This window comes from Citrobacter sp. CK194 (assembly GCF_030333395.1).
GTDB classification, from domain to species: domain Bacteria; phylum Pseudomonadota; class Gammaproteobacteria; order Enterobacterales; family Enterobacteriaceae; genus Citrobacter_B; species Citrobacter_B koseri.
This window is the reverse complement of sequence record NZ_JAOWGA010000017.1, coordinates 676,730-700,318: the sequence shown is the minus strand read 5'-3', so window position 1 is coordinate 700,318 and position 23,589 is coordinate 676,730. Positions and strand designations below refer to the sequence as shown.

Below are 23,589 nucleotides of genomic sequence, written 5' to 3'. Positions count from 1 at the left end.
CGGATGGCGGCTTACGCCTTATCCGGCCTACAGGACGCATATTGCCAACCCGTAGGCCCGATAAGCGAAGCGCCATCAGGCAAATCAGATTACTTCGCTTTACCCTGGTTCGCTACGGCCGCCGCTTTTGCCGCGATCTCGTCAGCGTTACCCAGATAGTAATGTTTGATCGGTTTGAAGTTTTCGTCGAACTCGTACACCAGCGGTACACCGGTCGGGATGTTCAGTTCGAGAATCTCTTCTTCGCTCATGTTATCCAGGTATTTCACCAGCGCACGCAGAGAGTTACCGTGAGCGGCGATGATGATGCGCTCACCGCTTTTCATGCGCGGCAGAATGGTTTCGTTCCAGTAAGGGATCACGCGATCGATAGTCAGCGCCAGGCTTTCAGTCAGCGGTAGCTCTTTCTCGGTCAGTTGCGCATAACGCGGATCGTGGCTCGGGTAACGCTCGTCATCTTTGGTCAGCTCCGGCGGGGTTACGGCAAAACCGCGACGCCACTGTTTAACCTGCTCATCACCGTATTTTTCAGCGGTTTCCGCTTTGTTCAGACCCTGTAGTGCGCCGTAGTGACGTTCGTTCAGCTTCCAGGATTTCTCAACCGGCAGCCAGGCCTGATCCAGTTCGTCCAGGACGTTCCACAGCGTGTGGATGGCACGTTTCAGCACGGAGGTATAAGCAAAATCGAAGCTATAGCCTTCCTCTTTCAGCAGTTTACCTGCCGCTTTTGCTTCACCCACGCCTTTCTCGGACAGGTCAACATCGTACCAACCGGTGAAACGGTTTTCGTTGTTCCACTGACTTTCGCCGTGACGTACCAGAACCAGCTTAGTTACAGCCATACTCTCACTCCTCAAGCTTTATTGAATGATAATAATTCTCATTATATTGCCGTGACAGGTCAGCGGCAACGCTTACGCATAACCATAGCGAAAATAGTGACGCAGTGTAAGGTTCTTGTGAACCCGGAGTTGCGATTTTGTCTTTGAGTGGTGGGGATTTGAGCAAAGCGACGCGCCACAGGCCCGATAGCTGGCACCATCGGGCCTGTTATGGCTCATCGTCAGGCCGGAATAAACTGATATTCCGTCAGGCTGGCGTACTCGTCGCCGGGATGCAACACGCAGTCAGGTTGCGGCCATTCCGGGTGGTTCGGGCTGTCTGGCAGAAATTCGCTTTCCAGCGCCAGGCCTTGCCAGTCGGCATAAGGTTCAGGCCCGCGCGACGGCGTGCCGCCCAGATAGTTGCCGGAATAGAATTGCAGCGCCGGAGCGGAGGTATAAACCTTCATCTGCAATTTCTCATCCTGCGACCACAGGTGCGCGGCTGGCTGGCTGGCATCGCCTTTGGTCTGCAATAAGAAGGCGTGATCGTAACCTTTTACCTTGCGCTGATCGTCATCGGCAAGAAACGCGCTGGCGATGGTTTTTGCGCTGCGGAAGTCGAACGAGGTTCCGGCAACGGATTTCAGCCCGTCGCGTGGAATACCGCTTTCATCAACCGGCAGGTACGTATCAGCCAGAATCTGTAGCTTGTGCTGGCGTACGTCTGACTGCTCGCCGTCCAGGTTAAAGTAGACGTGATTGGTCAGGTTCACCGGGCAGGGCTTATCTACCGTCGCTCGATAGGTAATGGAGATTCGGTTATCGTTGGTGAGACGATACTGCGCGGTGGCGCAGAGATGGCCGGGGAAGCCCTGATCGCCATCGTCAGACGTCAGTGCGAACAGCACCTGACGATCGTTCTGGTTGACTATCTGCCAGCGACGTTTGTCAAAGCCGTCCGGCCCGCCGTGCAGCTGGTTTTCCCCCTGACTCGGCAGCAGACTGACGGTTTCACCCGCCCAGGTGTAACGGCTGTTGGCAATGCGATTGGCGTAGCGGCCAATCGATGCGCCAAGAAAGGCGGCCTGATCCTGGTAATATTCCGGGCTGGCGCACCCCAGCAACGCTTCACGGACGCTGCCATCGGTTAGCGGGATACGGGCGGAAAGTAGTGTGGCGCCCCAGTCCATCAGCGTGACCACCATCCCTGCATCGTTGCGCAGGGTGAGCAGGCGGTACGGCTGACCATCTGGCGCCAGTGCGGGCGTTTCGTTTAGCACTGTCCGGCTCCTTGTGAGGGTTTGCATACGTAAAACGTTTCTTTGATTCCGGTTTTCGCTTCATACTGCGTGGCCACGGCCTGCTGTACGGCAGGAACCAGCGCTTCCGGGATCAACGCGACGACGCAGCCGCCGAAGCCGCCGCCGGTCATGCGTACGCCGCCTTTATCGCCGATGGTCGCTTTCACAATTTCGACCAGCGTGTCGATCTGCGGGACGGTGATTTCGAAGTCATCGCGCATTGAGGCGTGAGATTCCGCCATCAATTCACCCATGCGTTTCAGGTCGCCTTTCTCCAGCGCGCTGGCGGCTTCAACGGTACGGGCGTTTTCGGTCAGTACGTGGCGAACACGTTTGGCGACAATCGGGTCCAGCTCGCTGGCCACCGCGTTGAACGCCGCAAGGCTGACATCGCGCAACGCCGGTTGCTGGAAGAAACGCGCGCCCGTTTCACACTGCTCGCGGCGGGTATTGTACTCGCTGCCCACCAGCGTACGTTTAAAGTTACTGTTGATGATCACCACCGCCACGCCTTCCGGCATGGAAACCGCTTTCGTACCCAGCGTGCGGCAGTCAATCAGCAGGGCATGATCTTTTTTACCCAGCGCGGAGATCAGCTGATCCATAATGCCGCAGTTGCAGCCGACGAACTGATTCTCCGCTTCCTGGCCGTTGAGCGCGATTTGCGCGCCATCCAGCGGCAGGTGGTACAACTGCTGGAATACGGTGCCGACCGCGACTTCCAGCGACGCAGAAGAACTGAGTCCCGCGCCCTGCGGCACGTTGCCGCTGATAACCAGATCCGCGCCGCCAAATGCGTTATTTCGTTTTTGCAGATGCTTCACCACGCCGCGCACGTAGTTTGACCACTGCTGGCTGTCGTGGGTAACGATCGGCGCATCAAGGGAGAATTCATCAACCTGGTTGTCGTAGTCAGCCGCAATCACGCGCACTTTGCGATCGTCACGCGTGGCGCAGCTAATCACCGTCTGGTAGTCGATAGCGCAAGGCAGCACGAAGCCGTCGTTGTAATCGGTGTGCTCGCCGATCAGATTGACGCGACCAGGCGCCTGAATGGTGTGGGTAGCAGGGTAGCCGAAAATTTCTGCAAACAGAGATTGTGTTTTCTCTTTCAGACTCATTATTTAAACTCCTGATTCGCGAAAATGAATGTCGCTGACCGCGCGCAGACGCTCCGCCGCTTGTTCTGCCGTCAGATCGCGCTGGGTCTCCGCCAGCATTTCATAACCGACCATAAATTTACGGACGGTCGCGGAACGTAGCAGCGGTGGATAAAAGTGCGCGTGCAGTTGCCAGTGCCCGTTCTCTTCACCGTTAAACGGCGCGCCGTGCCAGCCCATGGAGTAGGGGAAGGAGCACTGGAACAGGTTGTCATAACGACTGGTCAGCTTTTTCAGCGCCAGCGCCAGGGAGTCGCGCTGATCGTCGGTCAAATCGGTAATGCGCAGCACATGCGCTTTGGGCAGCAGCAGCGTTTCAAACGGCCAGGCCGCCCAGTAAGGCACGACCGCCAGCCAGTGCTCGGTTTCAACCACCGTACGGCTGCCGTCCGCCAGTTCGCGCTGCACATAATCCACCAGCATTGGGGAGTGCTGTTCGGCGAAGTAGGCTTTTTGCAAACGATCTTCACGCTCGGCTTCGTTCGGCAGGAAGCTGTTGGCCCAAATCTGGCCGTGCGGATGCGGGTTGGAGCAGCCCATCGCCGCGCCTTTATTCTCAAAAACCTGCACCCAGGGGTAGGTTTTTCCCAGATCGGCAGTCTGTTCTTGCCAGGTTTTGATGATGTCCGTCAGCGCGGGGAGGCTCAGTTCCGGCAGCGTCTTGCTGTGATCGGGAGAAAAGCAGATCACGCGGCTGGTGCCGCGGGCGCTCTGGCAACGCATCAACGGGTCATGGCTGTCTGGCGCGTCCGGGGTGTCAGACATCAGCGCGGCAAAGTCATTTGTAAAGACATAGGTGCCGGTGTAATCCGGGTTTTTATCTCCGGTTACGCGCGTATTGCCCGCGCACAGGAAGCAGTCCGGGTCATGGGCGGGAAGCGCCTGCTGAGATGGCGTTTCCTGCGCCCCCTGCCAGGGGCGCTTTGCGCGATGCGGTGAAACCAGAATCCACTGTCCGGTTAGCGGGTTAAAACGGCGATGTGGATGATCGACAGGATTAAATTGCGTCATGACATGTCCTTAGTCTGGATATCCCTGCGGATGGCGTGACTGCCAACGCCAGGTGTCCTGTGCCATTTCGTCAAGTGTGCGGGTTACGCGCCAGTCCAGTTCGCGGTCGGCTTTGCTGGCGTCCGCCCAGTAGGCCGGAAGGTCGCCTTCACGGCGTGGGGCAAAATGATAAGCAACGGGTTTACCGCAGGCTTTACTGAAAGCGTTAACCACATCCAGCACGCTGTTGCCAACACCGGCGCCAAGGTTGTAAATATGCACGCCTTGTTTGCCAGCCAGTTTTTCCATCGCGGTTACGTGGCCGTCGGCAAGATCCATCACATGGATGTAATCACGCACACCGGTGCCGTCTTCGGTAGGGTAGTCGTTGCCAAAGACCGCGAGTGATTCGCGACGGCCAACGGCGACCTGGGCGATGTACGGCATCAGGTTGTTAGGAATGCCCTGCGGATCTTCGCCCATATCACCTGACGGATGCGCGCCGACCGGGTTGAAGTAGCGCAGCAGGGCGATGCTCCAGTCCGGCTGCGCTTTTTGCAGGTCGGTCAGGATCTGTTCGACCATCAGTTTACTTTTGCCATATGGGCTCTGCGGCGTGCCGGTCGGGAAACTTTCGACATAAGGAATTTTGGGCTGATCGCCGTAGACGGTGGCGGAGGAGCTGAAGATGAAGTTTTTGACATTGGCGGCGCGCATGGCGCTGATTAAACGCAGCGTACCGTTGACGTTGTTGTCATAGTATTCCAGCGGTTTGGCGACAGATTCGCCCACGGCTTTCAGACCGGCAAAGTGAATGACGGCGTCAATCGCGTGGTCATGCAGAATTTCAGTCATCAGCGCTTCGTTACGAATATCGCCTTCAACGAAAGTTGGGTGCTTACCACTTAATCGCTCGATAACAGGCAGTACGCTGCGCTTACTGTTGCAGAGGTTATCAAGGATGATGACATCGTGACCGTTTTTCAGTAACTGTACACAAGTATGACTTCCAATGTAACCGCTACCACCGGTGACCAGTACTCTCATAATTCGCTCCGTTAAGCCTATGGTATGGAATAACCATAGCATAACAAAGATGCGAAAAGTGTGACATGGAATATATTAGTGGAATCGTTTACACTTCGGTTTTTTCACCCGCCGACGACTGTTATTTAATGATAAATCATATGCTTTAAGAATGATTGCGCCTTTTATCTGAAAAAGCAGTGAAAAAAGGGGCGTGGCCGCACGCCCCCAGTGAACCGCTAACGCAGCGTCGTCTGTTGGTAGCGGTAACTCTCGCCTTCCGGTACAAACTCCAGCCGATGGGTAATGCAGCCTGGGGCGTCTTCCGCGTGATGGGAGACAAACAGCAACTGCGTTTCTCCCTCGCTAATCAGTACATCGACAAAGCGGCGAACGAGCTGACGATTCAGCGGGTCCAGGCCTTGTAAGGGCTCATCAAGAATCAGCAGCGTAGGGTGTTTGACCAGCGCACGGGCAATCAGCGCCAGTCGTTGTTGCCCCCAGGACAGGCTGTGGAAAGGCGCATCCGCAGTGCGTTTGTCTATTCCCAGAATATCCAGCCATTGCTGCGCCAGCTTGTGCTGCCTGTCGGAAACCGCCTGGTAGATGCCAATCGAGTCAAAGTAACCGGAGAGAATGACATTACGCACCGTGGTGCTGACGCGGTAATCCAGATGCAGGCTGCTGCTGACATAGCCGATATGTTTTTTGATATCCCAGATTGTTTCACCACTCCCGCGACGGCGGCCAAACAGCGTCAGGTCGTTGCTGTATCCCTGCGGATGGTCGCCGGTGATTAAACTTAGCAGGGTGGATTTTCCCGCGCCGTTAGGCCCGACAATCTGCCAGTGTTCACCCGGATTCACCTGCCAGCTCAGATGATTAAGAATAGGGCGATCGTTATAGGAGACGACGCCATCGTTGAGAATAATGCGCGCCGCGCCGTCCGGCAGGGCGTGACGGGCAGAAGGTTCATCCGGTTCGGGCAACTGTACGCCTTCCAGTCGTTCGCTATGCGCGAGTTGGGCAATCAGCGCTCGCTGGAGCAAATCCGCTTTTTCCCCCGTTTCCGTTAACGTGCAGTCGGCAAGGACTCCCGCATACTGAACGAATTCGGGGATCTCATCGAAGCGGTTTAACACCAGCACCAGCGTGTAGCCCGACTGGTGCAGCGTGGCGAGAAGATTCGCCAGTTGCTGGCGGGAGGCGACATCCAGCCCGTCAAACGGTTCATCGAGGATTAATAAATCCGGTTCTGACATCAGCGCCTGACAAAGCAGCGTTTTGCGCGTTTCGCCCGTAGAAAGGTATTTAAAACGTCTGTCGAGCAGAGAAGAAATGCCAAACTGCTGCGCCAGTTCGGCACAGCGGGCGGGATCGCTCACCTCATCCTGAATGATTTCTGCCGTAGTACGTCCGGTGTCGTCTTCGCCAGGGCTGAGCAGGTCGGTGTTATTGCGCTGCCATTCATCGCTGACCAGTTTTTGCAACTGTTCGAATGAGAGGCGGGTGACGCGCGCGAACTGAGACTGGCGCTCGCCTTTCAGTAGCGTCAGTTCTCCCGCCAGCGCGCGGGCCAGCGCCGATTTCCCGCTTCCATTGGTGCCGACAAAAGCCCAGCTCTCCCCCGCCTGCAACGTCAGCGCACTTAACTGAAGTGTTTTTGTGTCGCTCAGGCGAAACGTACCTTGCGAAATATGCAATGATGACATTTTGTATCCCATTTTTTGCAGCGATGAATGACAGGGATACGTGTTCAAAGAACAGATGTCAATGCACTTAGCACAACGTAGCGATAATCACTCTGTCAGCATTAAAATATGCCGTCACGTTAGCACCTTCTTCCAGCGTGGCGGTCTCTTCAACGGGCAGGGTGGCGCACAACGTCTGGCCGTCAGGTAATGTCATGAGGACTTCGCACTGCTCGGCGCCGCGTTCAATATGGCTGATGGTTCCCTGAAGCTGGTTGTCGGCAGCCCGGGCAATCGCCTCGTCCTGGGTAATGCCAACCCACGGCGCTTTCAGCAGGATCAGGACTTCTTTACCTTCATCAAGGCCAAGACGCTCGCCGCTTTGCGCAGTGATGGCGACCTTCAGTCGCGTTTCGCCGTCGGCCAGCAGCACATCGACATGCTGTTGAACCTGATCGTGATCGCGTGCGGTAATGGTGCCGAACCACTGGTTACGGGCGCTGGTTTGCAAAGAGAAACGGGAAATGGCGGCCAGCAGGCTGTCGAGCGGCAGGGCGTCGTCGTCGCTCAGCACGTCGAACGCTTTTTGCTGAATCTGGGCGAGCAAATCGTAAAGCTGGATCAGACGCTGACCGTAGCGGGTCAGTATCGCGCCGCCGCCGCCTTTGCCGCCCGTTGCGCGCTCGACGAGCGTCTGCTCGCTGAGTTGGTTCATCTCGTTAATGGCATCCCAGGCGCTTTTGTAGCTGATGCCCGCATCTTTCGCCCCCTGGCTGATGGAGCCGGAAAGCGCGATATGCTTGAGCAGCGAAATGCGGCGGGGGTCCGCAAACAATTTTTGTTGAAGTTTGAGTGTAAGGAGGATTTCGGCCTGCATAACAAGATCCTGGCAAAAGGGTTATTGTGACGGAAAACCGCTTCCGCGCAAAGTCGACCGCACAAAAGGGGAGTGCTTTTCTCATTTATGCAGTTAGAATATCAAAAGAATCCTATCTGGAGTTGACCATGTTAGAGTTATTGAAAAGTCTGGTATTCGCCGTAGTCATGGTTCCGGTGGTCATGGCCATCATTCTGGGGCTGATTTACGGTCTGGGTGAAGTGTTCAACATTTTCTCCGGTATCGGTCAGAAAGACCAGTCCAGACAGAACCATTGATTTTTAAACGCCCGCTCAGTCGGGCGTTTTACTTTCTTCGACTTTCAGGCCGCATTTTTGTTGGCTGTGCCTGTGAGTCTCAGCGCAACCCGAAATCCATTGGGTAGCGCCCCTCAAGATCCTGCTTTTCCTGCCGATATTTTCTTTGCGTAACCTCAATTGGGTATCAATAACTTCTGGGAAAAACCTTATTTTCTCGCTATATTTGCGCCTACATAACGACACTCAAAGGAGTTACAGATGGCACGTACATGGTTACGCCTGTTTGCTGGGGCAACATTATCTCTGACTGTTGCCGGACATGCGCTGGCGGATGAAGGGAAAATCACCGTATTCGCGGCGGCTTCGCTGACCAACGCAATGCAGGATATTGCGGTTGAATACAAAAAAGAGAAGAACGTTGACGTTGTCTCTTCATTTGCCTCTTCTTCTACGCTGGCTCGCCAGATTGAAGCGGGAGCACCAGCGGATCTGTTTATCTCTGCTGACCAGAAATGGATGGACTACGCGGTAGACAAAAAAGCGATTGATACCGCAACGCGTGAAACGCTGCTTGGCAACAGCCTGGTTGTGGTCGCGCCAAAAGCCAGTGAACAGAAAGACATCACCATCGACAGCAAAACCAACTGGACGACTCTGCTGAATGGCGGTCGTCTGGCGGTGGGCGACCCGGAACACGTTCCGGCTGGCATTTATGCAAAAGAAGCGCTGCAAAAACTGGGCGCATGGGATACCCTGGCGCCGAAACTGGCTCCTGCGGAAGACGTGCGTGGCGCACTGGCGCTGGTGGAGCGTAGCGAAGCACCGCTGGGCATCGTTTACGGTTCTGATGCCGTTGCCAGCAAAGGCGTGAAAGTGGTTGGCACGTTCCCGGAAGATTCCCATAAGAAAGTGGAATACCCGATCGCGATTGTTGATGGACACAAAAACGCAACGGTCAGCGCGTTCTATGACTACCTGAAAGGACCGCAGGCTTCCGAAATCTTTAAACGTTATGGATTTACGACGAAGTAATGATACTGACTGATCCAGAATGGCAGGCCGTTCTACTGAGCCTGAAAGTTTCTTCCCTGGCCGTGTTGTTTAGTCTGCCGTTTGGGATCTTTTTTGCCTGGTTACTTGTGCGATGCAAGTTTCCAGGCAAAGCGTTGCTCGACAGCGTACTGCATCTGCCGCTGGTTTTACCGCCCGTGGTGGTCGGTTATCTGCTGCTTGTCGCGATGGGCCGACGCGGATTTATTGGTCAGTGGCTTTATGACTGGTTCGGCATTACCTTTGCCTTTAGCTGGCGAGGCGCCGTGCTGGCGGCGGCGGTGATGTCTTTCCCGTTAATGGTTCGCGCTATTCGTCTGGCGCTTGAAGGGGTCGACATTAAGCTGGAGCAGGCCGCCAGAACGCTGGGCGCAGGACGCTGGCGTGTTTTCCTCACCATTACGCTACCGCTGACATTGCCTGGCATCATCGTCGGAACCGTGCTGGCGTTTGCCCGTTCGCTCGGCGAGTTCGGCGCTACCATCACTTTCGTGTCTAACATTCCGGGTGAAACCCGCACCATTCCTTCCGCGATGTATACCCTGATCCAGACCCCTGGCGGCGAAAGCGCGGCGGCGAGATTGTGCATTATTTCTATTGTGCTGGCGCTGATCTCATTGTTGATTTCGGAATGGCTGGCGCGTATCAGCCGTGAGCGCGCGGGGAGATAAACATGCTGGAACTCAATTTCTCCCAGACGCTGGGCACCCACTGTCTGACGCTCAATGAAACGCTACCTGCCAATGGGATCACCGCTATTTTTGGCGTTTCCGGCGCTGGGAAAACATCGCTGATCAATGCCATCAGCGGACTGACGCGCCCGCAAAAAGGGCGCATTGTGCTCAATGGTCGCGTGCTTAATGATGTTGAAAATGGCATCTGCCTGACGCCGGAAAAACGGCGCGTCGGTTATGTGTTCCAGGATGCCCGACTGTTTCCGCATTACAAAGTGCGCGGCAATCTGCGCTATGGCATGGCGAAAAGCATGGCCGGACAGTTCGACAAGCTGGTGGATCTGCTCGGTATCGAACCTTTGCTGGAGCGTTTGCCTGGCAGCCTTTCCGGCGGGGAAAAACAGCGTGTGGCGATTGGCCGCGCGTTGCTGACCGCGCCGGAGCTACTGTTGCTTGATGAGCCGCTGGCTTCGCTGGATATTCCGCGCAAACGCGAACTGCTGCCGTATCTGCAACGCCTGGCGCGCGAAATTAATATCCCCCTGCTGTACGTCAGCCACTCGCTGGACGAGATTTTACATCTGGCAGACAGAGTCATGGTGCTGGAAAACGGGCAGGTGAAAGCGTTTGGCGCGCTGGAAGAGGTCTGGGGCAGCAGTGTGATGCACCCGTGGCTGCCGAAAGAGCAGCAGAGCAGCATCCTGAAAGTGAGCGTGCTGGAGCATCATCCGCATTATGCAATGACCGCGCTGGCGCTGGGCGATCAGCACCTGTGGGTCAACAAACTGGAAGAGCCGCTGCAAACCGTGCTGCGTATTCGTATTCAGGCCTCGGACGTGTCGCTGGTATTACAGCCACCGATGCAAACCAGTATCCGTAATATCCTGCGGGCAAAAGTGGCAAACTGTTATGACGATAACGGGCAGGTGGAAGTCCAGCTTGAAGTCGGCGGGAAAACGCTGTGGGCGAGAATCAGCCCGTGGGCCAGGGATGAGCTGGGCATCAAACCTGGCCTGTGGCTGTACGCGCAAATCAAGAGTGTTTCAATTACCGCCTGATTACAGCAGGTGGGTATAAATAAACTTCGCAATGCTGTCCGTGGTGTTATCGCCGATCACGATATTCGCCTGCGTTTTCACCGCGTCGTCAGCATTGCCCATCGCGACGCCGGTGCCTGCCGCTTCCAGCATACTGATATCATTGTAGTTATCGCCAAACGCCACCACATTCTCCATCGACCAGCCCTGCGCTTCAATCCACTGGGTAAGGCGCTTCCCTTTGCTGTTCCCTTTACGCGCGATATCCACCTGATCGTGCCAGGACCATTCGCATTCCAGACCCAGCTGATGCTCAACCTGCTGCACGAACTGTTGCAGTTTTGGCAGATTTTCATCGGTCAGCGCGAATTTCCAGACGGCGTTGACGTCGCGTGCCGACTGCGCCAGCGACGGCACCTGAGTAAAGGTCGGGCGCTGTTCCGGCGGCAGCGTCTGCGCCCAGTTAGCGGTACGGATCACATGGCCGGTCGGGCGTTCATAAACCATCGCGTCATCAACGTACATCAGACCGTGAATCTGATGCGCATCCAGCAGATCAATCAATTGCAATGCCTGATCGACAGGCAGCGGATCGGCTTCAAGAACATTTTTTGCTTGATAATCATACAAGTAAGTGCCGTTACAGCAAATTGCAGGTGTATCCAGCGCCAGTGCCTGATAAAAAGGATGAATCGCAACGTGATGACGGCCAGTGACGATGATAAGTTGGTAGCCTGCCTCTCTGGCGCGAGAAAGCGCCTCAAGCGAGGAGGGGAGCAATGTTTTTTTCGGCGTCAGTAAGGTGCCGTCTAAATCCAGGGCAATCACACGAGCGGTCATAGGGAGTTCCAGATTAAGGTTGAGAATTTTGCCTGCGGGAATGGTACACCGAGACGGTTGGCCGGACAAAATTCTGAGCGTTAATTCAGCATTCACCGTTAAAAGCGTCTACGTTAAGCTGTATTCCGCAATTGCAGACAGTTGCCATAAGGAAGGAGTAGTCATGAAGCAAACCGTTTATACCGCCAGCCCTGAGAGCCAGCAAATTCACGTCTGGAGCCTGAATCATGACGGCTCGCTGAAGCTGGTGCAGGTGGTTGATGTTCCGGGGCAGGTTCAGCCGATGGTGGTCAGCCCTGATAAGCGCTATCTCTATGTTGGCGTCCGTCCTGAGTTCCGCGTGCTGGCTTACCGTATTGCGCCGGATGACGGCGCGCTGACCTTCGCGGCGGAGTCCGCTCTGCCGGGTAGCCCAACCCATATCTCTACCGATCATCAGGGCCGTTTTGTGTTTGTTGGCTCGTACAATGCCGGTAACGTCAGCGTGACCCGTCTGGATGATGGCCTGCCGGCTGGCGTGGTGGATGTCGTTGAAGGGCTGGAAGGGTGCCACTCAGCGAATATCTCACCGGATAACCGGACGCTGTGGGTGCCTGCGCTGAAGCAGGATCGCATTTGCCTGTTTACGCTCAGTGACGACGGCAAACTGGTCGCCCAGGAACCGGCGGAAGTCACCACCGTTGAAGGGGCCGGGCCGCGCCATATGGCGTTCCACCCGAACCAGCAATATGCCTACTGTGTGAATGAACTGAACAGCTCTGTTGATGTCTGGGAGCTGAAAGATCCGCACGGCAATATTGAATGCGTGCAGACGCTGGATATGATGCCTGCCGATTTTTCTGACACGCGTTGGGCGGCGGATATCCATATTACGCCGGATGGCCGTCATCTGTATGCCTGCGACCGTACCGCCAGCCTGATTACCGTTTTTAGCGTTTCTGAAGACGGCAGCGTACTGACGAAAGAGGGCTTCCAGCCGACTGAAACGCAGCCGCGCGGCTTTAACGTCGATCATAGCGGTAATTACCTGATTGCCGCCGGGCAGAAGTCACACCATATTGCGGTGTATGCCATTGCCGGTGAGCAGGGGCTGCTGACGGAGAAAGGCCGTTATGCGGTAGGCCAGGGGCCAATGTGGGTCGTGGTTAACGCGTATTAATATTCCGTGACGTTGTGCCCGGTGGCGCTCGCTTACCGGGCCGTCGGCCGGATACGGCGTTATTGTTGCCGCTGTGGTTCAGCAAAGGGCGTCCACAGCGTGTCTTTATCATCGGCCCAGACATTCAAAAGTAGAGAGAAAAAACGCTCTGCCGGAGGAGAGAGAACGGCGTCTTTGCGCCGGATAATCCCTAACGTGCGTCTGATAACGGGTTCGATCAACGGGATCCCGATAAGCGTGGGATGCACTGTCTGAGGCATTGCCAGCCCCGGCAGCGCAGAAATACCCAGCCCGGCCTCAACCAGGCCAAGCGAGGTCGATAAATGACGAACCTCGTAAAACCAGTCCAGCTTCCAGGGTTTATCTGCCAGATTGTGCTCAATAAGCAGCCTGTTACCGCTGGATGACCGCACGCCAATCAATTTGTAGCCCACCAACTCCTGCCATTCGACCAGTTGCTTACTGGCTAAGGGATGGTTTCGTCGACAGGCCAGAACAAACGGTTCATTCACCAGCGGGGTGAAGTCAATAGCAGAATTTGTGATGCTGTTCATATTTATGCCGAAATCAGCTTCGTTACCCAACACCGATTCCATGCAGTTGTTCGTACCTTTTTCAAGAATTCGTATTTTGATATTGGGGTACAACTCATTAAATTTTCCGATAGCAAGGGGTAGAAAATAGAAAACAGCGGTCGGAATACAGGACAATGTGATCGTGCCGTGGTGATAAGCATTCATTTCGCGAACATTAAAAAGAGCTTCATCCAGTTTTCTTATTAATTCTCTGGCTTCCGGTAACAGCATCCTCCCCGCTTTTGTTAATTCTACTTTACGTGTTGTTCTCTCAAAAAGCAGGGTATGTAAATCATCTTCCATCTTTTTTATTCTGCGAGTTAATGCAGGTTGCGTAATGTTAAGTAATTTAGCGGCTTTGTTAAATGATCCTGCCTCTGCCAGTGTGACAAATGCCTTCATACTTGATAATTCGTGTTTCATCATAACTCCAGAAAATAGAATCCAGGGATTCCCTGATTTGCTGCCCCAGGAGAGAAAAACGTAGTTTATATGTAAATTATCCGTCTTGATTAATGCAAATAAATTATCAATCATAAATTTAAAGTCATTAGCCTCTCTATTCTGCGCGTGCAACCATGTCCTCATTAACGCTAATGTTTTTTAATTGAGGGCAATGTTATGAAAAAAATTCCCTGCACGTTGATGCGAGGGGGAACATCCAGAGGGGCGTTTTTATTAGCAGAACACCTTCCTGAGGAGAGACAGCGGCGCGATGCCATATTGATGGCAATTATGGGATCGGGGAATGAGCTGGAAATAGATGGCATTGGCGGCGGTAATCCGTTGACCAGTAAAGTGGCCATTATCCGTCGTTCGGATGACTCAAAAGCAGATATCGACTATTTATTTGCTCAGGTTCTGGTACATGAACACCGCGTTGATACCACGCCGAACTGTGGAAATATGCTTTCCGCGGTAGGCGCATTTGCGATTGAACATGGCTTAATTGAGACTACGCCGCCCGTCACGCGCGTGCGTATACGTAATGTAAATACAAATACGTATATCGAAGCGGACGTGCAGACGCCGGACGGCGCCGTTGAGTACGAAGGCCAGGCAAAAATCGATGGCGTACCGGGAACGGCCGCGCCCGTGGCACTCACGTTTTTGAACGCTGCTGGCGCCAAAACCGGGCAAATTTTTCCGACCGGTCATCGTGTCGATCATTTTAATTCCGTTGCCGTCACCTGTATTGATATGGCGATGCCGGTGGTCATTATCGCTGCCGAAGATGTCGGTAAAACGGGTTATGAATCCCCTGCGGAACTCGATGCCGATACTGAATTATTGCGCCGCATTGAATCCATCCGTTTGCAGGCGGGTAAAGCGATGGGGTTAGGCGACGTCAGCAATATGGTTATTCCTAAACCGATGCTTATTTCCCCGGCCAGACGGGGCGGGACGATCAATGTGCGCTATTTTATGCCGCACTCCTGCCATAAGGCGCTGGCGATTACTGGTGCTATCGCGCTTGCCAGTAGTTGTGCGACAGAAGGGACGGTCGCCCACCGGATGACGCAATTGACGGACTATGGCGATATAAATATCGAACACCCGAGCGGGTGCCTTGATATTCATTTAACAAATGAAGGTAATGAGCCTTCTTCAATACGTGCTTCTGTTATTCGCACAGCAAGAAAGATTTTTGCAGGTGAAGTTTATATTCCTGAATGATGTTGATCTCATTTCGCTGTGATTAAGGAAAATAAAACAATGCCTTTTCTGTATAACGAATACAGATAAATCAGGGTGCAAAAAAATGAATAAAAAATCTATATGGAAGCTAATTATTATATTAGCGATCCCGTGTATTATTGGCTTAATTCCTGCGCCAGCCGGTCTGAGTGAACTCGCCTGGGTTCTCTTTGGCATCTATCTTGCGGCAATCGTGGGGCTGGTGATAAAACCGTTTCCCGAACCCGTTGTATTATTGATTGCCGTTGCGGCATCGATGGTCGTGGTCGGAAATTTAAGTGAAGGGGCGTTTAAAACGACCAGCGTGCTCAGCGGTTATGCCTCTGGAACGACGTGGTTGGTATTTTCTGCGTTTACGTTAAGCGCCGCGTTTGTCACTACCGGTCTGGGCAAACGCATTGCGTATATTCTGATTGGTAAGATTGGGAATACCACGCTGGGGCTGGGCTACGTCACGGTTTTTCTCGATCTGGTTCTCTCTCCGGCAACGCCGTCAAACACGGCGCGCGCAGGCGGCATTGTTTTACCTATTATCAACAGTGTGGCCGTCGCGCTGGGTTCTGAGCCTGAAAAAAGCCCCCGTCGTGTCGGTCATTACTTAATGATGTCCGTGTATATGGTCACGAAAACGACCAGTTATATGTTTTTTACCGCAATGGCAGGGAACATACTGGCGCTGAAAATGATCAACGATATTTGCCATCTGCAATTAAGCTGGGGAGGATGGGCGCTGGCAGCAATGGTGCCGGGTATCATTATGTTACTGGTGACGCCGCTGGTGATTTATACCATGTACCCACCGGAAATTAAAAAGGTTGATAATAAGACGATCGCGAAAGCCGGGCTTCAGGATCTCGGGCCAATGAAAGGCCGTGAGAAATTACTGCTGGGTATTTTTGTCCTCGCGCTGTCAGGCTGGATTTTCAGTAAACAACTTGGCGTGGATGAATCAACCGTTGCGATTGTGGTGATGGGCGCGATGTTGTTACTGGGCGTGGTGAGCTGGGATGATGTCGTTAAAAATAAGGGCGGCTGGAATACATTAATCTGGTACGGCGGTATCATTGGCTTAAGCTCTTTATTATCGAAAGTGAAGTTTTTTGACTGGCTGGCTGAACTGTTTAAAAACAACCTCTCTTTTGATAATCATGGTAACGTGGCGTTCTTCGTCATTTTGTTCCTGAGTATTATTGTCCGTTATTTCTTTGCCTCCGGTAGCGCTTATATTGTGGCGATGATGCCGGTATTTGCCATGCTGGCGAATGTCTCTGGCGCGCCATTAATGCTAACCGCGCTGGCCTTATTATTCTCCAACTCTTATGGCGGAATGGTCACGCACTATGGCGGTGCCGCTGGCCCGGTTATTTTCGGGGTCGGTTATAACGATATAAAGTCCTGGTGGCTCGTCGGCGCGGTTCTGACCATCTTAACGTTCCTGGTACATATCACGATTGGTATCTGGTGGTGGAACATGTTGATTGACTGGAACATGCTGTAATCAACCGTCAGCGTTCATTTTTATTATTAATGACATTGTCTGTTGTCCGTGCATGGAAACATGCACGGCAATGTGGAGTAATGAATGATTAAGTTATATGACAAAGGGATTTATCTCTCCGGTAACAATGAGATAATTGCAGAAGAACAGTATTGCGGTAATGTACAAAAAGAGGAAGCCAAAAAAGGCACCATCGCATGGTCCATTCTTGCGTCTCATAATACGTCAGGAAATATGGATAAACTTAAAATCAAGTTTGATTCGTTAACCTCCCACGATATTACCTATGTAGGCATAATTCAGACCGCGAAAGCGTCCGGGATGGCGCGTTTTCCATTACCTTATGTTCTCACAAACTGTCATAACTCATTATGCGCCGTTGGTGGAACCATTAATGGCGATGATCATCTTTTTGGACTTTCCGCCGCGCAGCGCTATGGCGGTATTTATGTGCCGCCCCATATTGCGGTCATCCACCAATATATGCGCGAGATGATGGCGGGTGGTGGAAAAATGATTTTAGGCTCAGACAGCCACACGCGCTACGGTGCGCTGGGGACGATGGCCGTAGGGGAGGGCGGAGGTGAACTCGTCAAACAACTGTTGAATGATAGCTGGGATATCGATTATCCAGGCGTCGTGGCGGTATATCTGACGGGAAAACCGGCGCCAGGCGTTGGCCCGCAGGATGTGGCGTTAGCCATCATTGGCGCCGTATTTAAAAATGGCTATGTCAAAAATAAGGTCATGGAATTTGTGGGGCCGGGCATTAGCGCAATGTCCACGGACTTCCGTAACAGTGTTGATGTCATGACCACGGAGACGACCTGCCTGAGTTCGGTGTGGCAAACGGATGATGAAACCCGTAGCTGGCTGGCGTTACATGGCCGTGAACCGGACTATCGACAGCTGAATCCGCAGCCAATGGCCTGGTACGATGGCTGTATTTATGTTGATTTGAACACAATTAAACCGATGATCGCGCTACCTTTCCATCCGAGCAATGTGTATGAAATCGACACATTAAATGAGAATTTGACGGATATTCTGCACCAGGTAGAAATTGAGTCTGCGTGCATTGCCCGTGGGAAAGCCAAAATCTCACTGCTGGATAAAGTTGAGAAGGGAAGATTAAAGGTTCAGCAGGGAATTATTGCCGGATGCTCAGGCGGTAACTATGAGAACGTCATTGCGGCGGCGAATGCGTTGCGCGGTAAATCGTGTGGTAACGAGACGTTCTCACTCGCGGTTTACCCCTCTTCACAGCCTGTATTTATGGATCTGGCGAAAAAAGGCGTGGTGGCCGATTTAACTGGCGCGGGCGCAATCATCAGAACCGCTTTCTGCGGCCCATGCTTTGGCGCTGGCGATACGCCCGTTAACAACGGGCTGAGCATTCGCCACACCACCCGTAACTTCCCGAACCGTGAGGGTTCGAAACCGGGTAATGGTCAAATGTCCGCGGTTGCGCTGATGGATGCGCGTTCTATTGCGGCGACGGCAATAAATGGGGGCTATTTGACCTCCGCCGCTGAACTGGACTGCTGGGAAAACGTTCCTGACTATGCGTTTGATCCCACTCCGTACAAAAACCGTGTCTATCAGGGTTTTGTTAAAGGGGCGACGCAGCAATCGCTCATCTATGGCCCGAATATCAAAGACTGGCCGGCGCTGGGGGCGCTGACGGAAAATATTCTGCTCAAGGTGGCGTCAAAAATTCTTGATGAAGTCACAACGACGGATGAGCTGATCCCGTCCGGGGAGACCTCGTCTTTTCGCTCAAACCCGGTTGGTCTGGCGGAGTTCACCCTGTCACGCCGCGATCCAGACTATGTTGGCCGAAGCAAAGCAACCGCGACGCTGGAAAAACAGCGTCTGGCAGGCGAGGTGAGCGAGCTGGAGCCGGTCTTTGCCCGTATTCGCACAATTGCGGGCCAGGAAAACACCGATCCGTTAGCCACCGGGATTGGCAGCATGATTTATGCCGTTAAGCCGGGAGACGGTTCCGCGCGTGAACAGGCGGCAAGCTGTCAGCGCGTGATTGGCGGTCTGGCGAATATAGCTCAGGAGTATGCGACGAAACGCTACCGTTCGAATGTGATCAACTGGGGAATGTTGCCGCTGCAAATGGCGGGTGAGCCTGGGTTTGACGTCGGGGATTATATTTACATTCCTGGCGTCCGTACGGCGCTGGATCAATGCGCAACCACCTTAAAAGGCTATGTGATTCATGACGATGAAATCACGGAAATCAGTCTGTATCTGGAAAGCCTGACCGCCGAGGAACGTGAAATTATCAAAGCGGGAAGTCTGATTAATTTCAATAAAAACCGTCAGATGTAAAAAAAGGTCGTCACGCCCGGCGTGACGACCTTTTCTCTTTTATCTGGCCTGAAGAATAATCGTCAGCAGATATTATTGCTTCGGTTCGGCAACCACTTTACTGCCTAAACCCCGGTTGTTGTATTCCCACATCCGGTTAAAGTTCGTGTCGTTCAGGTTACGCTGTACCTCGTCTTTATCATCCTTCGCGCCAGTATTCCCGGCAAAAGGACGTTTGGAGATAACGGCGTCAGCCCACGGTTTCGCCATATTGAACCCTTCGTTAATCACGCTATCGCGGATAACGACCTGACCGTTGGTGTTGGCATCCACATCCAGCGAACGACCTAGTTGCGCGACGCCATCACCTGCGGCGGTAAAGCGGCTGTTGGTGGCGAGGAAACCGTAATAAATATTCGACAGCGTTGCCGGAGCGAAAACATACGCTTCCTGCTGGGTACGGGAGTTCACCACGCGGAAATCGGTGTTATCGAACACCACTGCGCCGCGACCGGAAACCATATCCACATCCCCTTCAATGTAACTGTTCGTCACCAGCGTGCGTGGTTGGCGATCGTTTTGCAGGCGGTTCTGCACGCCGCTGTTGGTCACGAAGAAGGTATTCTGGCGACCCAGAATGTTCACTTTATTAATCTGCACTTTGTCGCCGTCAGTGCGTAAGGCCACTGCCGGATGGTTGCCGGCGTCAACGCTGTCACCGAGATTGTTTTCGATGGTCAGATTTTGTAACTGCAAGCCGTCATTCTGTGACCAGACCACCGCAGAACACATCACGCCAATGCTGGCGCCGCGTTTGCTCTGGCAGTTATCAAACATATACCACGCAGGTTTGCCCGGCATGTATTTACCGCCCGGGTTCACTGAACGACGCCAGTCGGTCGTGCTCATTTCGCCGTCAATCGCCTGGCCGATTTTCACATCAATCGCGTTCTCGCCCGTACCGTACAGCGTCAGGCTGCCAGGCGCCGCCGGGATATACACGGTTCCCTGATACTCGCCCGGCATAATGGCGATGTACAGACGCTTGCTGCTGCGCTGCGTAATTGCTGCATCTACCGCCGCCTGAATGCTGGTGTGCGTCACGCCTGGCGTGCCAGCCGGGCCGACAACGAAGTCAGGTTGCGCAGGCAGCGTAATGGCGGAAGGCGTCCACGGCGCCGTATTCGGCGTCAGTGACGAGAAATAGTGTGCAGCAACGAAATTCTGCGCTTCGTTCGCCGACAGGATCGGACGCGAGGAGGTGCCTGGCGCGGTCTGATCGGATGGGATTTGATCGGGCGGCGTAGAGCTACAGGCGGTCAGCGTCACGCCAAAAGCCAGTGCCAGCGCCAGACGGGAAACCGAAAATGTGTTCACAGGTTGCTCCGGGCTTTGAAAGTTAAATTAATTCCATTGAAGCCTGCTTTTTTATACTAAGTTGAGCGAAACGGGAAGGTGAAAAGGTAAAAAGTTCTTTTTTAGACGCCGCGCACCCGATGTTCCAGGCAAGTACATCACAAATAAATAACATTCATGGCCTGTAAGATTGACAACCCCGGCAGAATAAAAAATAAATGTATAGACAACCCATGACAAGTGATGAACCCAATGGCGCAACTTTTACCTGATGACACGATCTGGCGGAATGGCCGACTGGCGACGATGGACCCTGAACGCGGTAGCCCTTATGGGATGGTGGACGATCATGCGCTTGTCGTCCGCCAGGGCCGGATACTGGATATTGTGCCTGCGTCGTCGCTCAACGCCGCGCACCGCAATACCGTGGATCTGCAAGGCCGACTGGTCACGCCCGGACTGATTGACTGTCACACCCACCTGATTTTTGGCGGCACGCGCGCCGGGGAGTGGGAGCAGCGGCTTAACGGCGTGTCGTACCAGCAGATCAGCGCGCAGGGCGGCGGTATCAACGCGACCGTCGCCGCGACCCGGACGGCCTCTGAAGATGAACTTTTAACCGTTGCACGCGCGCGGATGGCGCGATTGCTGCAAGAAGGCGTTACGTTGCTGGAGGTGAAATCCGGCTATGGCCTGAATTTCGCCACGGAAGAGAAAATGTTGCGCGTTGCCGCTGCGCTGGCGCATGAAAACAGGGTGGAAATCAGTCCTACCCTGCTGGCGGCACATGCGACGCCAGCAGAATACCGCGACGATCCCGACGGCTATATCACGCTGGTTTGCGAAAGTATTCTGCCCGGATTATGGGCAAAAGGGCTGTTTGAGTCGGTGGATCTTTTCTGTGAAAGCGTGGGGTTTAACCTGGCGCAGAGTGAGCGGGTATTTCAGGCCGCTCAGGCGTTGGGCATTCCGGTAAAAGGGCACGTTGAGCAGCTCTCCTTGCTGGGGGGCGCACAACTGGTGGGTCGTTATCAGGGGTTATCCGCTGACCATATTGAGTATCTGGATGAGGCTGGCGTGGCGGCGATGAGTCGCAGCGGCACCGTGGGCGTTCTGCTGCCGGGGGCGTTTTATTTCCTCAAAGAGACGCAGCGCCCGCCGGTGGCGTTGCTCCGCCACTATGGCGTGCCAATGGCGGTTGCAACGGACTTTAACCCCGGCACCAGTCCGTTTATCAGTTTGCATCTGGCGATGAACATGGCCTGCGTACAGTTTGGCTTAACGCCGGAAGAGGCGTGGGCGGGCGTGACGCGGCATGCTGCGCGCGCGCTGGGGCGGCAGACGACGCATGGGCAATTGAAAGCGGGATATGTCGCTGACTTTGCCGTATGGGACGCTGAGCTTCCGGTTGAAATCCTTTATGAACCGGGGCGTAACCCGCTCTGTCACCGTGTATTCAGAGGAGAAGTAACATGACGCAATGGCAACCCGCATCCCCCACGCTCTGGCAGGGGCGTGATGACAGCGCCGAGGCGGCTAACGCGCTGCGTCTCTTTCAGACGGTGACGCGCAGCCCGACGTTTTCTCCCGAAATGTATCGTGAAAAAATTGCCTTACTCGGCTTTGCCTGTGACGAAGGCGTGAAGCGAAACCAGGGGCGGCCTGGCGCTGCTGGCGCGCCGGATGCCCTGCGCCGGGCGCTGGCGAACCTGGCCTCTCACCACGGCCACGATCGGCTGGTGGATTTAGGTAACATTATTGCGCAAGCCCCCGATCTGGAAGGCGCGCAGCAGGCGCTTCGCGATGCGGTACGGCGCTGCCAGCAGGCGGATATGCGCACGTTTGTGCTAGGCGGCGGACATGAAACGGCGTTTGGGCATGGCGCGGGACTGCTCGATGCGTTCCCGCATGCCAGAGTCGGCATTATTAATCTTGATGCGCATCTGGATCTGCGTCGGGCTGACCACGCCACCTCCGGTACGCCGTTTCGCCAGTTGGCGCAATTATGCGATGAACAGCAGCGTGAGTTTCATTACGCCTGCTTTGGCGTCAGTCGGGCGGCAAATACGCAGGCGTTATGGGATGAGGCGCAACAACGCGGAGTGACCATCGTAGAAGACGTGGATTGTGATACCGCTCAGGCGCCGTTGGCGCAGGTTATCGACAGCGTGGATAAGATCTACCTGACCATCGATCTTGATGTGCTGCCCGCCTGGGAGATGCCCGCAGTGTCTGCGCCCGCAGCGCTCGGTGTGCCGTTGGCGACGGTGATGCGGCTTGTCGATGCCGTTTGTCGCAGCGGTAAGTTACAGGCGGTGGATATGGTTGAATTTAATCCGCGCTTTGACGATGATGGCAACGCCGCGCGTGTTGCGGCACGCCTCGGCTGGCAAATCGCACACGGGTGGCGTTAATCGCGATGTTTGTCCGGCCCGAAATCGCGTTACAGGCCGGATAATGCCATCCGGCAAATAAAATCATACGCTTAAGGAAGGCTTACGCATGCTCCCATCCCGTTCTGCCCCTGTGCCTTTCTATGAAAAGGTCAAACAGACGATCAGCGACAACATCGCCAGCGGCGTCTGGCGCCCGCATGACCGTATTCCCTCGGAAGCGGAACTGGTGGCGCAATTTGGCTTCAGCCGGATGACAATCAACCGGGCGTTGCGGGAATTAACGGATGAAGGGCTGCTGGTGCGTTTACAGGGCGTCGGCACATTTGTGGCGGAACCGAAAGGGCAGTCCGCACTGTTTGAAATTCGCAGCATTGCCGATGAAATCGCCGCCCGTCACCATCAGCACCGCTGTGAGGTGCTGACGCTGGAACAGACGCAGGCGAATGCGCTTCAGGCCACGGCCCTGAATGTGCGTGAAGGCACGCTGATTTTTCATTCGGTGATGGTGCACTATGAAAACGATCTGCCGGTGCAGATTGAGGATCGCTGTGTGAATGCCGGCGTTGTACCGGATTATCTGGCGCAGGATTACAGCCAGACCACGCCTCATGCATACCTGTCGCTGATCGCCCCGCTAACGGAAGGGGAGCACATTGTGGAAGCCGTGCGCGCCACGGCGGAAGAGTGCGCGCTGCTGAACATTAAGGAGCACGATCCCTGCCTGTTAATTCATCGGCGCACCTGGTCTGCGTCGCACATTGTTTCTCACGCTCGCCTGCTTTTTCCCGGTTCTCGCTACCGGTTGCAGGGCCATTTTATGTCCTGAATGACGGCGCGATAAAAAGCGTGATTGCT

21 protein-coding genes are annotated in these 23,589 nt (G+C 54.3%); 11 read left to right on the top strand and 10 right to left on the bottom strand.

Features of this window, described 5'->3' with window-relative positions; translation table 11 throughout:
• Positions 1–89 precede the first annotated feature (89 nt).
• From gpmA to modE, 7 genes are all read right to left on the bottom strand, one after another.
• Positions 90–842, bottom strand: a complete 753-nt coding sequence (gpmA, locus tag OGX80_RS11730; protein ID WP_286471227.1) for a 2,3-diphosphoglycerate-dependent phosphoglycerate mutase — start codon at positions 840–842, stop codon at positions 90–92.
• Positions 843–1,063: 221 nt separating this feature from the next.
• Positions 1,064–2,104, bottom strand: coding sequence for a galactose-1-epimerase (galM, locus tag OGX80_RS11725; protein ID WP_060815868.1), 1,041 nt, complete (start codon positions 2,102–2,104; stop codon positions 1,064–1,066).
• The gene (gene galK / locus OGX80_RS11720; RefSeq protein ID WP_047458033.1) at positions 2,098–3,246 is read right to left on the bottom strand and encodes a galactokinase; all 1,149 of its coding nucleotides are present in this window, start codon (positions 3,244–3,246) and stop codon (positions 2,098–2,100) included. The genes galM and galK overlap by 7 nt, the downstream gene beginning before the upstream one ends.
• A gap of 3 nt (positions 3,247–3,249) precedes the next feature.
• A complete protein-coding gene (gene galT, locus OGX80_RS11715; protein WP_104868901.1) occupies positions 3,250–4,296 on the bottom strand; it encodes a galactose-1-phosphate uridylyltransferase in 1,047 nt (348 codons plus the stop codon).
• A gap of 9 nt (positions 4,297–4,305) precedes the next feature.
• Positions 4,306–5,322 carry a UDP-glucose 4-epimerase GalE gene (gene galE / locus OGX80_RS11710; RefSeq protein ID WP_024130520.1) on the bottom strand — a complete coding sequence of 339 codons (1,017 nt, stop codon included), beginning with the start codon at positions 5,320–5,322 and terminating at the stop codon, positions 4,306–4,308.
• A 218-nt stretch (positions 5,323–5,540) separates the two neighbouring features.
• Entirely contained in the window at positions 5,541–7,013 is a 1,473-nt protein-coding gene (gene modF, locus OGX80_RS11705) for a molybdate ABC transporter ATP-binding protein ModF (protein WP_115181826.1), read from the bottom strand.
• A 67-nt stretch (positions 7,014–7,080) separates the two neighbouring features.
• Positions 7,081–7,869 carry a molybdenum-dependent transcriptional regulator gene (gene modE, locus OGX80_RS11700; protein ID WP_012133223.1) on the bottom strand — a complete coding sequence of 263 codons (789 nt, stop codon included), beginning with the start codon at positions 7,867–7,869 and terminating at the stop codon, positions 7,081–7,083.
• 128 nt (positions 7,870–7,997) lie between these two features.
• On the opposite strand from modE, the gene OGX80_RS11695 reads away from it, so the two are divergent.
• The 4 genes from OGX80_RS11695 (at position 7,998) to modC (ending at position 10,911) form a co-directional block, all read left to right on the top strand.
• Positions 7,998–8,147, top strand: a complete 150-nt coding sequence (locus OGX80_RS11695; protein ID WP_024130518.1) for an AcrZ family multidrug efflux pump-associated protein — start codon at positions 7,998–8,000, stop codon at positions 8,145–8,147.
• A 240-nt stretch (positions 8,148–8,387) separates the two neighbouring features.
• Positions 8,388–9,161, top strand: a complete 774-nt coding sequence (gene modA, locus OGX80_RS11690; RefSeq protein ID WP_012133221.1) for a molybdate ABC transporter substrate-binding protein — start codon at positions 8,388–8,390, stop codon at positions 9,159–9,161.
• Positions 9,161–9,850 carry a molybdate ABC transporter permease subunit gene (modB, locus tag OGX80_RS11685; protein WP_047458025.1) on the top strand — a complete coding sequence of 230 codons (690 nt, stop codon included), beginning with the start codon at positions 9,161–9,163 and terminating at the stop codon, positions 9,848–9,850. The genes modA and modB overlap by 1 nt, the downstream gene beginning before the upstream one ends.
• A 2-nt stretch (positions 9,851–9,852) precedes the next feature.
• A complete protein-coding gene (gene modC / locus OGX80_RS11680; RefSeq protein WP_012133219.1) occupies positions 9,853–10,911 on the top strand; it encodes a molybdenum ABC transporter ATP-binding protein ModC in 1,059 nt (352 codons plus the stop codon).
• Here the strand turns inward: modC and OGX80_RS11675 are convergent, their stop codons facing one another.
• A complete protein-coding gene (locus OGX80_RS11675) occupies positions 10,912–11,730 on the bottom strand; it encodes a pyridoxal phosphatase (protein WP_115181825.1) in 819 nt (272 codons plus the stop codon). It lies immediately after the preceding gene.
• Between the two features lie 163 nt (positions 11,731–11,893).
• Here OGX80_RS11675 and pgl point away from each other — a divergent pair, with 163 nt between their 5' ends.
• The gene (gene pgl / locus OGX80_RS11670) at positions 11,894–12,889 is read left to right on the top strand and encodes a 6-phosphogluconolactonase (protein ID WP_115181824.1); all 996 of its coding nucleotides are present in this window, start codon (positions 11,894–11,896) and stop codon (positions 12,887–12,889) included.
• Positions 12,890–12,948: 59 nt separating this feature from the next.
• On the opposite strand, the gene OGX80_RS11665 is transcribed toward pgl, so the two are convergent.
• Positions 12,949–13,887, bottom strand: a complete 939-nt coding sequence (locus tag OGX80_RS11665) for a LysR family transcriptional regulator (protein ID WP_047458020.1) — start codon at positions 13,885–13,887, stop codon at positions 12,949–12,951.
• A 198-nt stretch (positions 13,888–14,085) separates the two neighbouring features.
• Here OGX80_RS11665 and OGX80_RS11660 point away from each other — a divergent pair, with 198 nt between their 5' ends.
• The 3 genes from OGX80_RS11660 (at position 14,086) to OGX80_RS11650 (ending at position 19,003) form a co-directional block, all read left to right on the top strand.
• On the top strand, positions 14,086–15,141 hold the full coding sequence (locus OGX80_RS11660; protein WP_115181823.1) for a 4-oxalomesaconate tautomerase: 1,056 nt from the start codon (positions 14,086–14,088) through the stop codon (positions 15,139–15,141).
• 85 nt (positions 15,142–15,226) lie between these two features.
• Positions 15,227–16,660 carry an anion permease gene (locus OGX80_RS11655; RefSeq protein ID WP_012133213.1) on the top strand — a complete coding sequence of 478 codons (1,434 nt, stop codon included), beginning with the start codon at positions 15,227–15,229 and terminating at the stop codon, positions 16,658–16,660.
• A gap of 84 nt (positions 16,661–16,744) precedes the next feature.
• The gene (locus OGX80_RS11650; RefSeq protein WP_115181822.1) at positions 16,745–19,003 is read left to right on the top strand and encodes a hydratase; all 2,259 of its coding nucleotides are present in this window, start codon (positions 16,745–16,747) and stop codon (positions 19,001–19,003) included.
• Between the two features lie 72 nt (positions 19,004–19,075).
• On the opposite strand, the gene OGX80_RS11645 is transcribed toward OGX80_RS11650, so the two are convergent.
• On the bottom strand, positions 19,076–20,359 hold the full coding sequence (locus OGX80_RS11645; RefSeq protein WP_115181821.1) for a putative acyl-CoA thioester hydrolase: 1,284 nt from the start codon (positions 20,357–20,359) through the stop codon (positions 19,076–19,078).
• Between the two features lie 231 nt (positions 20,360–20,590).
• Here OGX80_RS11645 and hutI point away from each other — a divergent pair, with 231 nt between their 5' ends.
• The 3 genes from hutI (at position 20,591) to OGX80_RS11630 (ending at position 23,560) form a co-directional block, all read left to right on the top strand.
• Positions 20,591–21,814, top strand: coding sequence for an imidazolonepropionase (gene hutI / locus OGX80_RS11640; RefSeq protein ID WP_115182346.1), 1,224 nt, complete (start codon positions 20,591–20,593; stop codon positions 21,812–21,814).
• Positions 21,811–22,752 (top strand): formimidoylglutamase, encoded by a 942-nt coding sequence (hutG, locus tag OGX80_RS11635; protein WP_012133208.1) that lies wholly within the window; start codon positions 21,811–21,813, stop codon positions 22,750–22,752. The genes hutI and hutG overlap by 4 nt, the downstream gene beginning before the upstream one ends.
• Before the next feature lie 88 nt (positions 22,753–22,840).
• Positions 22,841–23,560, top strand: a complete 720-nt coding sequence (locus OGX80_RS11630) for a histidine utilization repressor (RefSeq protein ID WP_012133207.1) — start codon at positions 22,841–22,843, stop codon at positions 23,558–23,560.
• The last annotated feature ends 29 nt before the right edge of the window (positions 23,561–23,589 follow it).

Bases quoted from the DNA above. Each gene is read 5' to 3' on its own strand.
- galT (WP_104868901.1), bottom strand. From the start codon at position 4,296: ATGACGCAATTTAATCCTGTCGATCATCCACATCGCCGTTTTAACCCG.
- OGX80_RS11660 (WP_115181823.1), top strand. From the start codon at position 14,086: ATGAAAAAAATTCCCTGCACGTTGATGCGAGGGGGAACATCCAGAGGG.
- modA (WP_012133221.1), top strand. From the start codon at position 8,388: ATGGCACGTACATGGTTACGCCTGTTTGCTGGGGCAACATTATCTCTG.
- modB (WP_047458025.1), top strand. From the start codon at position 9,161: ATGATACTGACTGATCCAGAATGGCAGGCCGTTCTACTGAGCCTGAAA.
- modE (WP_012133223.1), bottom strand. From the start codon at position 7,869: ATGCAGGCCGAAATCCTCCTTACACTCAAACTTCAACAAAAATTGTTT.
- OGX80_RS11650 (WP_115181822.1), top strand. From the start codon at position 16,745: ATGATTAAGTTATATGACAAAGGGATTTATCTCTCCGGTAACAATGAG.
- galK (WP_047458033.1), bottom strand. From the start codon at position 3,246: ATGAGTCTGAAAGAGAAAACACAATCTCTGTTTGCAGAAATTTTCGGC.
- OGX80_RS11655 (WP_012133213.1), top strand. From the start codon at position 15,227: ATGAATAAAAAATCTATATGGAAGCTAATTATTATATTAGCGATCCCG.
- OGX80_RS11695 (WP_024130518.1), top strand. From the start codon at position 7,998: ATGTTAGAGTTATTGAAAAGTCTGGTATTCGCCGTAGTCATGGTTCCG.
- modC (WP_012133219.1), top strand. From the start codon at position 9,853: ATGCTGGAACTCAATTTCTCCCAGACGCTGGGCACCCACTGTCTGACG.
- modF (WP_115181826.1), bottom strand. From the start codon at position 7,013: ATGTCATCATTGCATATTTCGCAAGGTACGTTTCGCCTGAGCGACACA.
- pgl (WP_115181824.1), top strand. From the start codon at position 11,894: ATGAAGCAAACCGTTTATACCGCCAGCCCTGAGAGCCAGCAAATTCAC.
- hutG (WP_012133208.1), top strand. From the start codon at position 21,811: ATGACGCAATGGCAACCCGCATCCCCCACGCTCTGGCAGGGGCGTGAT.
- galE (WP_024130520.1), bottom strand. From the start codon at position 5,322: ATGAGAGTACTGGTCACCGGTGGTAGCGGTTACATTGGAAGTCATACT.
- OGX80_RS11630 (WP_012133207.1), top strand. From the start codon at position 22,841: ATGCTCCCATCCCGTTCTGCCCCTGTGCCTTTCTATGAAAAGGTCAAA.
- OGX80_RS11675 (WP_115181825.1), bottom strand. From the start codon at position 11,730: ATGACCGCTCGTGTGATTGCCCTGGATTTAGACGGCACCTTACTGACG.
- hutI (WP_115182346.1), top strand. From the start codon at position 20,591: ATGGCGCAACTTTTACCTGATGACACGATCTGGCGGAATGGCCGACTG.
- OGX80_RS11665 (WP_047458020.1), bottom strand. From the start codon at position 13,887: ATGAAACACGAATTATCAAGTATGAAGGCATTTGTCACACTGGCAGAG.
- gpmA (WP_286471227.1), bottom strand. From the start codon at position 842: ATGGCTGTAACTAAGCTGGTTCTGGTACGTCACGGCGAAAGTCAGTGG.